The organism is Bradyrhizobium sp. SZCCHNR1093, from assembly GCF_032381175.1.
Classification (GTDB): Bacteria; Pseudomonadota; Alphaproteobacteria; order Rhizobiales; family Xanthobacteraceae; genus Bradyrhizobium.
In genome coordinates this window covers 247,825-262,993 of sequence record NZ_JAUHJJ010000002.1, presented here as the reverse complement: position 1 = coordinate 262,993, position 15,169 = coordinate 247,825, and the positions used below count along the sequence as shown (strand labels likewise).

The following is a 15,169-nucleotide window of genomic DNA, read 5'->3' as shown; positions in this document are numbered from 1 at the left end:
CGCTTCATCCGAGAGGTTGTGGAGCGGCAGACGCGATCGCTTACGGTCGCAACGCAGTCCACGCGCACGACTGATGACGCGGGCGAAGGCCACGAAAGAAAAGCCAAAGGAAGCCTCCTCCGACGAGCCGCTTCAGAACAACGATCGTCTCTGCGTCAGCGCAACAAGGTTCTCTCAATCGTCCTTGCCACGGGTCAAGCTCCATCGCTTTCATTTCAGGCGCCGAGGAGGGTCCACAGGATCGCTTCAAGTCGAGTGACGCGTCACCCTTCATTCGTCCAATAGATCCAAGAACTGTTCGACCCTTCGTAGGGCAGGCTCATCGCTGCGTCCGGGATAGACGACGCGATCGCCCTCGCGCTGCAGTGACCGCGAGCGTAATTTACCGATCCTCCCTGCGAGCATCGTTGCAGCAATCGCATCCGGGCCGACATCGAGACGCATGATCCCCCGTTGCCGGCAATCTACCCTGAGCTTGGCGACAGCAAAGAAATTGCTGGCCTCAGATGGCAGCTTGCCGAATCGGCGGTGCGTTTCATCCTCGAGCTCCTCCAGCTCGTCATCACTCCGGCACCGAGCGGCTCGAGCATAGATCTCGAGCCGGACCGCCTCCGATTGCACATAGCTCGCGGGAAGCAGCTCAGGGATGGGAAGATTCAGCTCAGGGATCCAGAGCGCGGACATTCCATCGCGGTCTCCCTCCAGGGCAAGCGTAAGAAGGTGGCCGTAAAGCGTCGGTCCGAACACCTGCGTGTGGCCGGATTGTCGATCGGAGCGCAGGTCGCCGCCGCCGCGGAGGTCGAGGTCGCGAGCGCTGATCGCGAAGCCGGCGCCCGGACGGCTCAATTCCTCGAGGGCGGAAAGCCGTTTTTCCGAGCGTTCGGAGCCGCCTTCCGTCAGGAAATGTGCAAACGCCCGGATGCCGCCGCGCCCTACGCGTCCCCTGAGCTGATGCAATTGTGCCAGGCCAAATTTTTCTGGCCAGCACACAACGATAGTGTTCGCACGTGGAATGTCGAGGCCGCTTTCCACGATGTTGGTTGCAAGTAGTACATCGGCACGACCTTCGACGAACCCCATCAATCGCTCGTCAATCTCGTCCGTTGGCAACTTGCCGTGAATGGTAATGATACGTAGTTCCGGCGCCAGCGCGTGGATCCTGGCCAGCAGGGGATCGAGATCCTGGATCCGCGGACAAACGACAAAACTCTGACCGTTACGTCTGTGCTCACGAACCAGGGCAGCGGCGATAGCTATGTCCGAGAGCGGTGCCACCTTGGTGGCAACCGGAACACGATGGACCGGCGGGGTCGCGATCACGCTGAGATCCCTCAAGCCCGTCAAGCCGGCCGCAAGTGTGCGGGGGATCGGAGTCGCACTCATCCAGAGCCTGTGACCGTTCTTATTGAGGCCCGACAGCATGGCTTTCTCAGCAGCGCCGAAATGCTGCTCCTCGTCAATGATGATCAGGCCAAGCTCGGCAAATCTCACCTCCTTGGATGCGAGCGAGAGGGTCCCGACGACGACCCTGAGTTCTCCGCTCTTGAGACGCTCCCTTACCTTTCGCGCTTCGGCGGCCGAGGCAACCCGCGACAGGTTTCCAACATCGATGCCAAGAGGCGCGAAGCGCTTGCGGAACGTTTCGACATGCTGTCGTGCCAGCACTGTCGTCGGCACGACGATAGCGACCTGCTTTCCGGCCAGCACTGCGGCTGCCGCTGCTCGCAGCGCCACCTCGGTTTTGCCAAAGCCGACGTCCCCACAGACGATCCGGTCCATCGGGTGCCCCGATGCAAGATCATCCAGAACGTCGCGGATGGCCTTCGCCTGATCGGGGGTAGTGAAATAGGGAAAACGCGCGACGAACTTCTCATAGACAGCAGGGCGCGGCACGAGCTTCGGAGCCGGGCGCCGCCGGCGCTGACTCATCTGCTTGGCCAGCTCCTTTGCGACCACATGAATCTCCGTCTCGGCAGCAGCTCGCCGCGGCCGCCATGAGCTGCCGTCGGCCTTGTCCAGCGAGGTGTCTCCGAGCTCAGCGGCGTAGGGCCAGATCAGGGCTAATTCTGCAAGAGGGACGAGAACGGCATCGTTTCCGGCGAATACCAACCTGACCATCTCGCGCGCCGAAAGATCTCCCGTGCCCATGGATCTCAAGCCGCCAAGGCGTGCGAGTCCACGTTGCAGATGAACGACCACGGATCCGAGTTCAGGGAGGTCTCCCGAATCGAAGCCGGGCGTCCATGCCCAGTTCATCGGTTGCGGTTGGTGTGCCCTGCTGCCGAGCACGTCGGCAGCAGTGATGACCACGAGCGGCTTCTTTCCAGGAACGACAAAGCCCGCATCGAAGCCTGCCAGCAATGCGGCCTGCTGCCTGCCCGTTGCGGTCGCGTGCGTCCAATCCGGCACGCATTCAGCCTTGATAGCGCTCATCCGGGCCATCACACGCAAATCCGCTTCGACCGCAGCGACGAAAAGCACACGTGCCCTACCGCGCTGGGCTTCCTCGATAAATGCACGGAGGGCCTTCCGCGGAGAGGCTGCCTTGTAGAACTCTGGCGTCGCACGATACGGAGTGGTTGGCGGCAACACAGTGATCTTCTTCGCCGCCAGCTCCCATTCGCGTCGGCTGAGATAGGCACGGTCGCGCTCACTGCGGGCGGCCGCATCCTCGATCGTGCTCAACCAGGTGTCGGCGTGCCTGGGCACGGTACTGTCGGCGATCCATTTGGCGCGCGCACAATAGTCCAATAGGCTGGACCTTCTTCGAGCCCGGCCCGTGAACGCCAGCCGCTCGGACATCGGGTCAATCAGGAGCTCCTTCGTTTCGGAAATCACCTCTTGGTCTATCGGATTGATCGCTGCAATGCGCCGGATTTTCCCTCCGGAATGCTCTATCCTAAAAGGTCCGAACGCGCCGGCTGGGAATATCTCGAAGGTGTTGCCGTGAAACAAAACTCCACCGGGATAATCCGGACTATCGTCCAGGTCGTACCCGAGAGCTTTCAGACGGGCCTCAAGGTCTTCCTCGGAATAGACGGCCCCGGTCCGAAGTGGAAATCCGATACGAGACCAGTTCGCAGGCAACGGCAGGAGCTCCATTATGGCCTCCGCCGTCGTGATCAGCAGGATCGGCTTCTTTGCCCTGGCAAGGCGTCTCAAGACGGAGCTCCGCCGGCCCGCGATATCACGTGAAGGCTCAAGCTGATCGAACGGAAGCGTGTTCAAACGGGGATAGACGAGCACATCACAGCTCGGCTCGATAACTGGGATGATCGACCCCAACAGCTCGGCTCGGCTCTCATTTTCGGCGAGGAATACAAGTCCGCCTCGGCCCGAAGCACGCCATCGCGCCGTAAGATACAGCGCCAACATGCCCAGTGGAGACGAGGAGGAAATGCCAGTCCGAATCGGAGCCTTCGTTGTTGTCGCAACCGATGTCTTCTTCCGCGGGGCGGCCTTTGGTGACACGGAGCGCTTTGCTGATGTGTTCTTGCGCGGCGTTGAGCCACGGAGCGTACGAAGAGCAGTGGTCACTGAATTCTCGTGCTGAATTGACGAATGCTAGGCAAGCCTGCGAATCTTTGTCGAGCTTTAGCGGATTCGACGGCTCCAAGGGATCCAAACTTCGGAGTGTCGATCACCGTTCTCCCCTTAAGTGCGACGGTATCACCAACCAGCACCATCGTCGCGCTCCACGTGGCAGACTGGGGTGCCATGACAACTATGACGCAGAGATTCGTTCTTGAATGACCATGGTACGAACGCGTTGATAAGCGTGATTGCAGCCTTGATGACGGGGCTGCACAGAATTCACGAGCCCGGCTGAGACGGCCTGCGGTGGGACTACCCGTCACCAGGTTTGAGCAGAGCCGGCGGTTGCTCATGCTATAAGCGATTCCGCGTGATCTCTGCCCTTATGGCTATGGGCCTCTGCCGAAGAGGCTCAGGCCTCAACGTACAATAACGCAGTGACTCTCGATTCGGAACAATCAAGGCGAACTTCTCCGCGCTCAACCTTGAACGGTGTTCCTCGTGCTGGCTCTCCGTTGCTTCTCCTATGTCATGAAGGAAGCGCTGAGGTCGGGAATGGGTCTTCGGATATTCACACTTGCCGGCCGCTACGTAATCTTGGGGCGCCGAGCGTCTGCCGTCGCGCGAGAAATTGCCGACTTGGGAATGGCGCGCCCGTTCAACCCTCCATCTCCGGCGGCCGCGCCACCGCTATATTTCGACGGTGACGTTTCATGCGTTCATGCCTTCCGCTTCGGAAGGATCGCGTCGAAAGCGAGCCTGCTCGACCGCTCGCCGCGATCGGTCTCCTTGCGGATGCCGAGCCAGACAAAAGTGCGGCCGTTGTACCAGCGCGTGCGCTGGAAGCTCTGGGTGACACGAATGCCCGCGCGCGGCACCTCCTCCTCATGGAGATTGTAGCCCTGCTGCTGCGGGAGGTCGAGACCGTGGCGCAGCAGATCGGTGCGAGGTTCGACGCGCACCGGCGGATCCGGGTCGCGGTCGATGACCCGCAGCATTGCTGCGCGACGCAGCTGGATCTCGCGGCTGTCGTTGTCGATGTGCACCGGGATGAATGGAATCCAGTTCTCCGGCATCTCGCTCATCAGCCGATAGCGGATCGCGGCGTCGTTCTCAATCGGCGGCGCAGGTGGTGGGCCCGGCGGCAGGCTCTCCTCCACCAGGCGACGGAAATAGCGGCGGGTGTCGAGCGCGGCGCTGCGCCCGCTCTTGCTGTCGCCCGAAGCCAACATCACCCGCGACTCGACACCCCACACCATGTTGGCCATCTCGTCGCGGAACAGTTCCACCGACTCCAGCGGCTCGCTCTCCTGGATCTTCGGCACGCTGGGCACGATGAAAAGGCTGAGATCGGCGGGAATGTCGTCGCTCCCCTTCGTCGCCAGCGTAAACATCGACCAGCGTTGCCAATCCGCGTCCCCGCCCTTGCCCGCGGCTTCGACCCAGATCCGCTCGCCGAAGACGTTGGTCACGCTCATGCCGGCGACCCGGGTGATCGTCCCGGCCGGCACCGTGAACGGCATCAGGAACCAATCGTTGGCGTAGACGAGGCCGAATTCGATCAGCAGCAGCTTGTTGACGTCCGTCGTCTCCGGATCAATGTCGCCGAAATTCGTTCGTCCCTCCTCAAAGGTCCACCAGCGTGTGTTCGGCATGCCGTCGAACTGGATCGGCGCCGGGATGAATGACGCCGTAAAGGTCGTCTCGACGGCGGCCGGCGGCGGCGCGTCCGCAAGGTCACCGAGTCCTGCGCCGGAGGCGTCGACGTCGAAATTGTACCAGTCGAGATGCCCCTGGAAGTATTCGTCGGCGACCACGAGCTTCTCGCCGCCCGCCTTGGGCGCCGACGCGGCGAAGGCGTATTCGAGGCGATCGGGCAGCCAGGCATCGGCGGCCCCCGCGGCGGACTGGTAGAACGCCTCCCGGTACCAGCCAAGGAATTCCGCCTCGGCCGTCTCGATCGCAGCGGCGCTGGCCGGATTGCCGAGCACGACGAGGTCGTGCGCGTGATTGCCGGGCGCGGCCGTCAGATGCTCGACGAGGTCGTAGCCGTCCATCGACCGGCCGGCCAGCGCCGCCATCGTCTGCCAGGCTTCGCGATGGGCGGCGACCGGCGCATCGGCCTTGAGCGCGGGATCTGGCATGGCGACCGGCAGCGCCGCGATGAATTGCTGGGCAAGCCCCGGCTCGATGCCGGCGACGAGCTTCAGCCAGCGCCGGCCCAGGGCGATGCGGAGATCGAACGCGATCTTCTGGCCGGCGAGACGGAACGGGATCGGCCGCCGCTCGACCTTGGCTTCGAGCGGCACGTCGTCGGCGAACGCTTCCGGCGGATTGCCGGCCGCGCGGTATTTCGTCAGTTCGGTGGTCTCGATGTGCACCTTGGCGACGACGGGCGAGCCGGCGTCGTCGCCCTGAAACTCGCCCATCTGCCACTGCTTCGTCAGCAGCCACAGCGGATCACGGACCTCGGCCTTGAGCGCGCGGTCGAAATCGTGCGTGCGTGGGCGGCCCTCGAGCCTGTTCCACAACGTGATGGTGGGCAGCTTCACCTTGCCGGAGAACACGGCGGAGAGGTTCTGAACCGCGACATAGTCAGCCATTGCCCGTCTCCGTCTCGGCCAGCACCGCGGCGAGGTTGTTGTTATAGGCGAAGTTGAGCGAGGCCGTGATCGGATGGAAGGCCACGGCGGACACCAGCGCCGGCAGGAAGCGGGCATAGGCGGTCGTGTCGACGTGGTCGGGCTCGATCGCGCGCTTCTTGGCGAGGTCCATCGTCTCGCGCACCGTGTCGACAAGATCCTGCCACTGCCACGAGCCGACAAATTTCGGCGGCAGCGCCAGCAGCAGAGTCTGCGGCGGTTCGGCGTTTGGCCGGTCGAAGTGGAACGCCAGACCGGTATCTTCAGTCGGGCGCGGGATCACTTCGGTCCACTCGTCGAGCAACAGCCCGAGTTGCCGTCGCGCCGGATCGAAGCTTTCGGCGAAATGCGCGGTATAGAGCAGCTTGTCCTCGTCGATCACGAACGGCTTTCCGTCGGCATCGGTCTCCGGGAATTCGAGTCCGAGCCACGGCAACTCGGGGCGATGCGGAAATTGCAGCGCCTGCAGCGCGACGCCCGCCCCCGTGAACGCGTCGGCGAGATGCTGCGAGGCTTCCAGATCGTGCAGCTTCGACCGCACCCGCGCGACACCCATGAACCAGTCGTCGAGCGGAAAGCGGCGTCCGATCGTCGTCTTGAGGAACCCGAGAATGGTCTCGTCCGCCTGCGCCCCCGCGCCCCAGGCGTTGCTCCATTCACTGGCCTGCGCCGCTGGCAGACCGAAATCCGGAACGATCTTGAAATCTTCGCCGAACAGCAGCTTCGCCGCCGCGGTCAGCGCCTCGATCTTGTTCTTCGCCTCCGCTGCGGCATCGTATTGATCGAGCCGGGCCTGGATCGCCGGCAGCCGCGTCGTCAGCTCGAGCGCGAGCGCGGCGGTGCGCTTCGCCATGTCCTCTGCGAGCGCGACGATCGCCGTGCGCTGTGCCGCGATGTCGATCGCCGCCACGTCGAACGCGGCGTTCGCAGCCTTCGACGCCTCGATGCCGTCATGCAGGGCGGCGAGATCGGACGCATTGTCGTAGAGCATGATCAGAACGGCGCGCTGTCCAACAAAGGCGGCGCGCTTGCCGCTCATGAGATCGTCGCGGAAATCGTCCGGCTGCGCCGGTAGAGGGTCGGTCGCCGTGGTCGCGATCAACGTTTCGGCCACCCGCAGCGCCAGGAACTTCGCCGCGTCCGGCGCGCCGGAATCAGCGTCGTAGGCGACTATGCGTGCGTCGAACTCGGCGAGCTGCCTGGTCCATCGAGCGATGTAGCCGGCGAGTGCGGCGCGCAACTGGGCGAAGATCCGCCGCCGGTCGGCGTAGACGGCACCGGTACCGGTCTGCAGCGCCGCGAACGGACCGAGACCCTGCATCACCGACACGAAGCCGGTGATCGTCTGCTCGATCTCCGTGGCGATTTGGGCCTCCTGCTTGGCGTCGAGGCGGGCCTGCAGCGCCGTACGGAAGGCGTCGAGATCCGCAAGCCGCGCGGCGAGCAGATCGCGCGGCAGCGTCGCCCGCTCGCGCGCGAGCGCCGCGTCAAGATCGACGGCCTCGTTCGCCTCGCCGGCCATCGCCATGTCGCTCGCCTTGAGCGGACGCGAGCGCAGCAGCAGGCTTCTGAGATGCCGCATCAACGCCGACAGCTCGAACAGCGGCACATGCCCGGCGATCGCCGCGATCCTCTCGCGATAGGCGATCGTCAGCATTGCGTCCGGGCGCGGCGGATGGACGGCGATCACATGCGCCTCGATCAGATCGTCGAGCGCCTTGGCGGCCGGATCGTTGTCCGGATCGAGCAGATACAGCAGGTCGATCGGCAGCAGGCCGAGATCGGCCTGCGTCACGTTGTAGGTGACGGAGGAGAGATCGAGCGGGTCGGTGACCGTCACCGAGCAGGCGACCGCTGCCGGCGGCGGCAGAATGCCCGCGAGCCAGGCGTTGAGCGCGGGCTCCGCCTTCGCCCGCGGCGATGTCAGCGCGCCGTCGTTCGGGTCGAGCCCGGCCTTGAGATGCAGCGCCACCCGATGGGTCAGCGTCACCCCCGACCGCGGCGTGCGGACCACGTCGGGGGTCGCCGGGAATTTTCCCTTGGAGTAGGTGTCGAGCACGGCGCCGGCGCGGTCGTAATTGCCCTGCACCACCTGATGCACGCTCTCTGCCATCGCGAGGTCGGCGACCGCGTCGGCGATGTCGGCAATCCGCGCGGCCTCGGCGGTGATCGCCGCGGCCTGCTGCGGGCTCGCCGCCGGCAGGTCGGCATCGTGGCCGAACGGGTAGCTGCTCACGCCGCTGGTCTTGATGTGCTCGACCAAAGCAAGGCCGTCGATGACGTTGCGCGCCTCCACCCGGTTGATCCGCAGTCGCCGACCAAACGCGTCGAGCCGGCCGGTACGCGTCGGAGCCAGCCGGTCGCCGACCAGCGGGAACACCTTGCGGAGGTCGTAGATGAACCCGTCCACTTCGACGTCGTGGCGGTCATGCAGGCCGCGCTCGAACTGATAGCCGAGCAGCGCGCCGAGACTCTGCTCGCCCTTCATTCCCTCGATGATCGACAGCGCGATGCGGACTCGTTCCGAGCTGAGATTGACAGCGAGGCTGCCGGGATTGTCGGGCGTGGCGTTGGACAGATAGCCGTTGCGCAGCACCGCGGCGGTCACCGCTTGGTTCAGCGACGGCGCGTGGATGTAGCCCTGGTTGCTGCGGTCGCGCATCAGCGGCGGCGCATCCGGATCGGCGAAGATCGCCGCGAGGTTTGCCGGCAGCTCGACCGCCGTCAGCTTCTTGAACTCCGGCTTGACGTTCTCGAGCCAGCCGTAGGCGCCGAGATAGATTCCGGTCTTCGCCTCGCCGGTCGGTGCGCCCGGCTGGGCGGTCCCCTGGCCGGCACCGTTCGGATAGCGCATCCGCTCCAGTTGGCGGCTCATGATGCCGCCGTACCAGGCGTCGAACCGGTAGGTGCAGAGGTCGAGATGCTCGGCGAACACCCGTTCCAGAACCGCCGTCGGGGACCTCTTCAGCCGTTCGAGCGCATCGAGCTGGCGCTTGAGATACGCGGTGGCGACCATTGAGGTCAGCACCGTCGGGATGAACTCGCCGACCGTCCTCAGTCCCGTTCCGGTGACCGCGGCGTCGCTGCGGTGGAGGTAGCGCCAGCGGCTGCCGCCGGCCGCAGCCGGCACGGCGAGGCTCGCCTCCTCGACCTGAAAGAACTTCGGCTCGCGCCGCGCCGCCTTCAGCTCGGTCTCGCCGATCAGCCCGGCATTGAAGAACAGGCGGATGCTGGTCTCGACGAAGCTCAGGTCGAGCGCGTGATGCAGCATGAGATACAGCAGCGCGTTCGGGCGCTGGGTGAAGCCCTGCTGCAGCCGCAGCGCGTCGTGGGAGGTCGCCGCAGCCTTGATCAGCCAGCCGATGTAATTGTCGCCGCCGGCGGTGTAGGCGCGGATCTGCTCGGTCTCCGACAACGGACGGTCGTCGATCAGCGGGCCCTTGAGCTGGTTGGGCGCCTTGATAAAGAGTTTCTCAAGGACGTCCGGCACCTCGATCCCCTCGGGCGGCGTGTAGCCGAGCTGCTTCAGCAGATCGAGCCCGCTTCCAACATAGCCCGCGGCGAGCAGGAGCGCGACCAAGGCGCCGCCCGCCCCCTGCATCGCGAGGCGGTTGTACAGTTCCTTGAAGCTCTCGGCGAAGCGCTGCTGGAATTCCACCGATCCGGCGTGCAGGCCGAGGACATCGAGCAGTATCTGATGACGGTCGCCGCCCGGCTTGCCGATGTAGGACACCCGCGACATCAGCGGCTCGAGGTCGGCCTCGACCTTGCGCAGCAACTGATACAACCGCGTCAGGAACCGCAATTCCGGATCGTCCGGCGCGTGCGCGGCCCCGACCGCGACGTTCGACCCCGCGAAGATCCACTGGATGCGCGAGCGCGGCGTCGCCGGCAGGATGCCGTAGGGCTGACGACGGACGCGGATCGTGGGCATCGGCCCGCGTGACGACACGTGCCGGACGAAGAAGTCGCGGGTCCGATCCACCGTCGAATCGTCGAAGACCGGATGAAGCATGCTCTCCATGAAGTAACCGAGCGTGGCCGGCCACAGCGCCGTGTTCATGGCGCGGGCGTCGTTGACGTCGTGGCGATGGTAGAAGGGGATCGCCGCCAGCGCGGCCGGATCGAGACCGAGCGTGGCGGCGAGGCAACGTCCGTCTGTCCGCTCGAACCATCCGTCGGGGTCCAGGGGCGGAGTGCCGAAGTAGTGATCGAAGCTGACGTCGGAATCCTCGCGCCAGCTGTAGGCGGCGCCCTCGCCCTCGACGTTGTTGGTCGGCTGGCCCTGCGGCAGGATCGAGAACCCCGCCTTCGACTGATGATGATGGGTGAACAACTGCTCCAGCGCGACCCGGCCGGCGTCTGCATCGGCCCCGAGCCGCACACCGAGCACCATCAACTGATCGAAGCCACGGCGGAAGGCGGGCGGCGTTAGCGGCACCCGGAATCCCATGCCGATCTCGACGGCGCGGTCGAAGTTGCGCACCCATTCGAGCTCCGGACCGAACTTGATGTCGTCGCCGTCGTGCGCGACCGATGCGTCGTCCGTTCCGGTCGGCGACGGCGTGACCGGCAGCGGCGATGGAATCGGCTTTCCGAGCTGCTCGAGTTCGAGCGTTCCGCCGTTGTAGCCGAGCAGGACGAGGCGATCAGGCAAGGTCCGGGCGGTCGCCGGCTGCGACCAGCCGGTCTCGCGCATCGGCGTGGCGTCCGCGGCGGAAAACTCCAGATACGCGGCGATGACCGTGGTGGTCGTGCGATCCGCGCCCTCGGGCGGCGCGTCGGCGAGATTCCGCGGCCGGTACGCCTCACGGACCGCCGCGGCGCGCTCGGCGCCGAGCGCGTTGTCCAGCGCGGCGATCGCGTTCATCTGCGCGGCCGCATCCGTCCCCGCGCGCCACAGCGCCGTCCAGAACGTGCTGACCTCACCTCGCTCGGGATCGGCCAGCGGCGCGCTGGTCACCACCGTCAGGATCACAGTCGGCACGCCTTCCACCCTGGCCGGTCGCGCCGCCTCGTTGAGCGGGCGATGAGTCTGGGTCACGTAGTAGGACCGCCCCGAGCCCTGTCCGCTCAGCAGCGTTCGCCAGGCGGCCCGCTCCCCGGCGGTGTCGCGGTTCGCCCGCCAGACGTCGGCCCAATAAGCCTGGGCGCGCTTCACCTCGTCTTCCGACAACGCCTCCTCGAAGCTGTCGACCGCGATGTCGTCCGGATAAGCCCGGACCCACAGCTCGTCGCGGTCGCCGCCGAATTCCGTCGCTTGCTTGAAGCGCGTTTCGATCCGCAGCGGCATCAGCAGGATCGGCGTCTGATCGGACAGCAGGCCGATGTTGCGGCGCGGGTCGGTGAAGTTCGCGAACAGCCCGATATTGCGGACCACTTCGTCCTTCGCCGCCTTCAGCGCACCGCCCAGCCGCTCGATCTCGGAGGCCGCCGCCTTGATCTCCTTGTCGATCGCCGCCAGCGCCGGATCGTCGGCGCCCTTGCTGACGCGCTCGGCCCGTGCGCGGTCGCGGATCAGCCGCGCGCGGGTCTGGCGAAGCCGGCCGATCTCGCGCGACGTCGCGTCGACCGCGGCGCGCGACGCTTCTAGCTCCTTGCGGATATCATCGAACTCGGACATTTCGCCTCCGCCGCCCCCTGTCGTGTCCGCTGCGCGATCAGTTCGGCAGCATCTCGCTGCCGTGCACCGCGACCAGCACGGGAACCTGGTAGAGGATGTAGGCGAGCTCCGCGGAGTTGCTGTCCGGATGCCAGCGTAGCGCCTTGTCCTCGTCGTACTGTTGTTTCTTCTCCTGCAGCTCCGGCGCCACCGGATCGTCCAGGGTGAGCGTCGGCCCGCCCGGCCTGATCTGCAGAAAGCCCTTGTCGGCGTCGGACAGCACGTCAGGCCAGGCGAGGTCGTTCCAGACGTTGAGCGGCCCGTCGCGAGAAATATCGAGGCCGAAGCGCGGCTCGCCGGGCCGCTCCTTGATGACGAAGAACCAGCCCGGCGCCGTCGAATTGCCGCGGCCGGTGCCTCCCTTTGCCTCCTTCGAGGTCAGGTCGAAGCCAATGAAGGTGATGTCGGGATCGACCTTGGCTTCGTAGAGCGGTGTGCGCAGGCGGTCTTCCACCGGACCGTCGGTCTCCAGCACCCGCTCGACGCGGGGATTGATCGCGCCGCCGTCGTCGCGCTGCCAGCGCGCCTTCTGGGCGTAGATCACCGCGGTGGGATATTTCTTCAGCAGCTCGCCGCGGATGACGAGGACGACTTCCTCCTCGTTCTCGCCCGGCTTCTCGCGATGGTCGTGATCACCGAGCTTGGAGAACAGCGACCAGGTGTGGAGCGGCGGAATATCGCGGAGCTTTTCGCGCAGTTCGTCCTTCGACAGGCCCTCCCGGTCGATCACGCCGCTCGGGTCCCAGAACTGGCGGAAGCAGCTGCCGCGCTGGTCGGTGGGATATTCACGCCACAGCAGCTCGCGGGCGAATTCATGGTTGAGGCCGACCATGTAGGCCTCGATGAAACGCTGATTGGTCTCGAGCAGCGTGATCGTGTTCTGCGGAATCTTGTCGATGTTCGGCAGGAAGTGCTCGTCGGACAGGCCGAGAAGCGGCTTGTACATCGGCAGGTCGATTTCCGGATATGCCATCACCGGCTTGAACACTTCCGGCTGCAGCAGCGTCGCGATCCCGTTGATGGCCAGCACTCGCGGCGGAATGGCGATCGAGGAGAAGGTGAAGGCGGGCACCGTCTTGTCGGGATCAATCGCAGCGAAGGTCGACGCTCCGAGCGCGGCGATGTCGATCGGCTTGCGCAACGGCGGCTTGCCGAGATCGGCGCTGACTGTGAGCAGCCGGTTGAGGTCCTTGAGGGCTAGTTTGAAGCGCGCCGCCTCCGGGCTGTCGGCGGACGAAGCGCCGCCGACGGGCTCAGGCGCGGCGGGATCGGGATCGCGGATAGTGAACGACGGAAAGCCCGGCAGCGCGTCGATGATGTCGGGCGAAGCCCCTTGCGGCAACACGCCGGTCGCGATGCCGGCCTGCTTCTCCAGCCGCACCAGCCATCGGAACAGCGCCAGCGCCGCTACCGCGACCATGATCGCGAGCGGAATGGCGACGGCCAGCAGCAGCACGGCGACCAGCAGCAGAACGACCAGTAATACCCACTTCGCCCAGCGGTGCTTGGCGAGCCAGTCGGTCAGCTCCGCGGGCAGCGACTTCGGCTGAAGCTGCGCGGCGACATCCTCCACCGCCGGCAAGGCTTCCGGGGTGACCCGCGGCGGCGCCGCGCTGACCTCGCCGCGATTGATCTTCTCCAGCAGCTCTTCGGCGCCTTTCGGCGAGTCGAAGCCGAGCGTCGCCGCGATGTGGTCGCGCGGCCGGACCGCGCGCCGGAACGGCGCAGACAGCGCCGCGCGGGGCACCGTGCTTTCCTTGAGCCGATGGCGCAGCGTGAAGCCGTCGGCGATCACCCGGCGCTGCACCGGCGCCATCATCGTCAGCCCGCGTTCCGCACTGAGATCCTTCAGCGGCCCGAGATGGCGCGCATGCCAGATCGCGGCCGCGGCCTTGGCGAATTGCGCCAGCCTGATCCGCCGGTTCGCCGCAAGGATGTCGCCGACCTGGTCCCAGGCGGCGTCCATATAGGCCTCCTGGTTCTTCTGCACGACCGCGGTGCCGAACGCGGCGGGAACGCGAAACCGCGGGTCCAGATTGAGCTCGTGCACCCAGTTGCGCGGCTGCGGCGCGTCGCTGCCGTCCGCCTCCTCAAGCAGCCGCTCGGTGAGCGCGTGCCAGCGGCCGTACAGCGGCGGCGTGATCACTGGGTCGGGCGCGCCTTCGCGGGCATAGTCGTCGGTCAGGTTGACGAAGCCCGCCAGCGCCTTCTCGAATTCGTGCGCGTAGGGTTCATCCCAGCCCTCGTAGGCCGCAGCCTCCGCCTCCTGCGCGCCGGTCAGCGCCTCGTCCGGCACCTTGAGCGCGCCGCCGAGCCGCAGCACCCCGTGGAGCCCGGCGACCGCGATGGGCGGCATCCCGGAGCCGGGCGTCTGCGTGTCCATGTCGCGGCGGCCGAGCCGCGAGTCCGGCGGACGCGGCTTCAACAGGCGGACGAGGTACTCGAAATCGCCCACCGTCCCGGTCTTGAAGTACCACCGCTTGTACACCGGATGCAGCGTCGGGGACGGCCGGTCGGTATAGTCCGCCCAGGCCGACAGGGTGGCGAAGAATGCGGGATTCGCCGCGGGCGCGATTCCTAGGCCGGCGAGACGGCCGCTCTCGAAGGTCGGCACCACGAATGCATGGTAGGACGTATTCGGCTCCAACTGACGCGGCGACAGGACGCGCGAATAGGCGTAGTCCGGATTGCTGGCCAGCAGGCTCTCTAGCCGTGCCCTCGCCTGGTCGGCATTGGTCGATTCCACCACGCCGTCCTGCTGGATCAGGTCGCGGTTGACGTGGACGTGCGCCCAGGCCCAAAGCTGGTCGGCGGGCGGAAATACCGAGGCCGGATCGCCCGTCACGTCGATCGCCGGCAGCGGCCGCGCCGACGACACCGCGACTTCCTTGAACTCCTCCACCTTGAGTACCAGCAGTGCGAGCCACGGGCGCAGCCGGTGGCTCGACTCGTCCGGCGCCGCTGGCGTGTAGCGCCACGGAAAATCCTCGTCGTAGAACTCAACGAAGGGCAGGTAGTTCGGCTCGAAATTGGTGATCCAGTCGCGCGGCTCCACCTTCACCACCGCCTTCGGATCGATGCCGACGATGTCGCCGGGACCATAGAGCGCGACGTCGCGCGAAATCGTCGCCGTCAGATCCGTGTCGCCCTGGACCGGCCGCCCGGCCAGCGACAAGTCGACCTTGATCGTCGCGCGCAGCGACACCGAGTTGTCGTTGTCGGCCGCCGTGATGTTGTTAGCCACGCCGAGCCGCAGCCAGGGCAGGAAGGAATAGGTGCCGATCGCATCGCTCATCCCGTCCCTCCCCGCCGCCTCGCCGGATCGCCCGCC

Annotated in this window: 4 protein-coding genes; all 4 read right to left on the bottom strand. The window is 65.8% G+C overall.

What is annotated here, in order from left to right; genetic code table 11:
* Positions 1–270 precede the first annotated feature (270 nt).
* The 4 genes from QX070_RS06820 to QX070_RS06805 all read right to left on the bottom strand — a co-directional run bounded on the left by QX070_RS06820 (position 271) and on the right by QX070_RS06805 (position 15,133).
* Positions 271–3,375 (bottom strand): DEAD/DEAH box helicase, encoded by a 3,105-nt coding sequence (locus tag QX070_RS06820; protein WP_315736159.1) that lies wholly within the window; start codon positions 3,373–3,375, stop codon positions 271–273.
* Between the two features lie 878 nt (positions 3,376–4,253).
* Positions 4,254–6,137 (bottom strand): hypothetical protein, encoded by a 1,884-nt coding sequence (locus tag QX070_RS06815; RefSeq protein WP_315736158.1) that lies wholly within the window; start codon positions 6,135–6,137, stop codon positions 4,254–4,256.
* Complete coding sequence (locus QX070_RS06810) at positions 6,130–11,799, bottom strand: hypothetical protein (RefSeq protein WP_315736157.1); 5,670 nt, start codon at positions 11,797–11,799, stop codon at positions 6,130–6,132. The genes QX070_RS06815 and QX070_RS06810 overlap by 8 nt, the downstream gene beginning before the upstream one ends.
* Before the next feature lie 37 nt (positions 11,800–11,836).
* A complete protein-coding gene (locus tag QX070_RS06805) occupies positions 11,837–15,133 on the bottom strand; it encodes a hypothetical protein (protein WP_315736156.1) in 3,297 nt (1,098 codons plus the stop codon).
* Between the last annotated feature and the right edge of the window lie 36 nt (positions 15,134–15,169).

Coding starts and splice junctions, on each gene's coding strand:
- QX070_RS06820 (WP_315736159.1), bottom strand. CDS start 3,375: ATGTTGGCGCTGTATCTTACGGCGCGATGGCGTGCTTCGGGCCGAGGC.
- QX070_RS06815 (WP_315736158.1), bottom strand. CDS start 6,137: ATGGCTGACTATGTCGCGGTTCAGAACCTCTCCGCCGTGTTCTCCGGC.
- QX070_RS06810 (WP_315736157.1), bottom strand. CDS start 11,799: ATGTCCGAGTTCGATGATATCCGCAAGGAGCTAGAAGCGTCGCGCGCC.
- QX070_RS06805 (WP_315736156.1), bottom strand. CDS start 15,133: ATGAGCGATGCGATCGGCACCTATTCCTTCCTGCCCTGGCTGCGGCTC.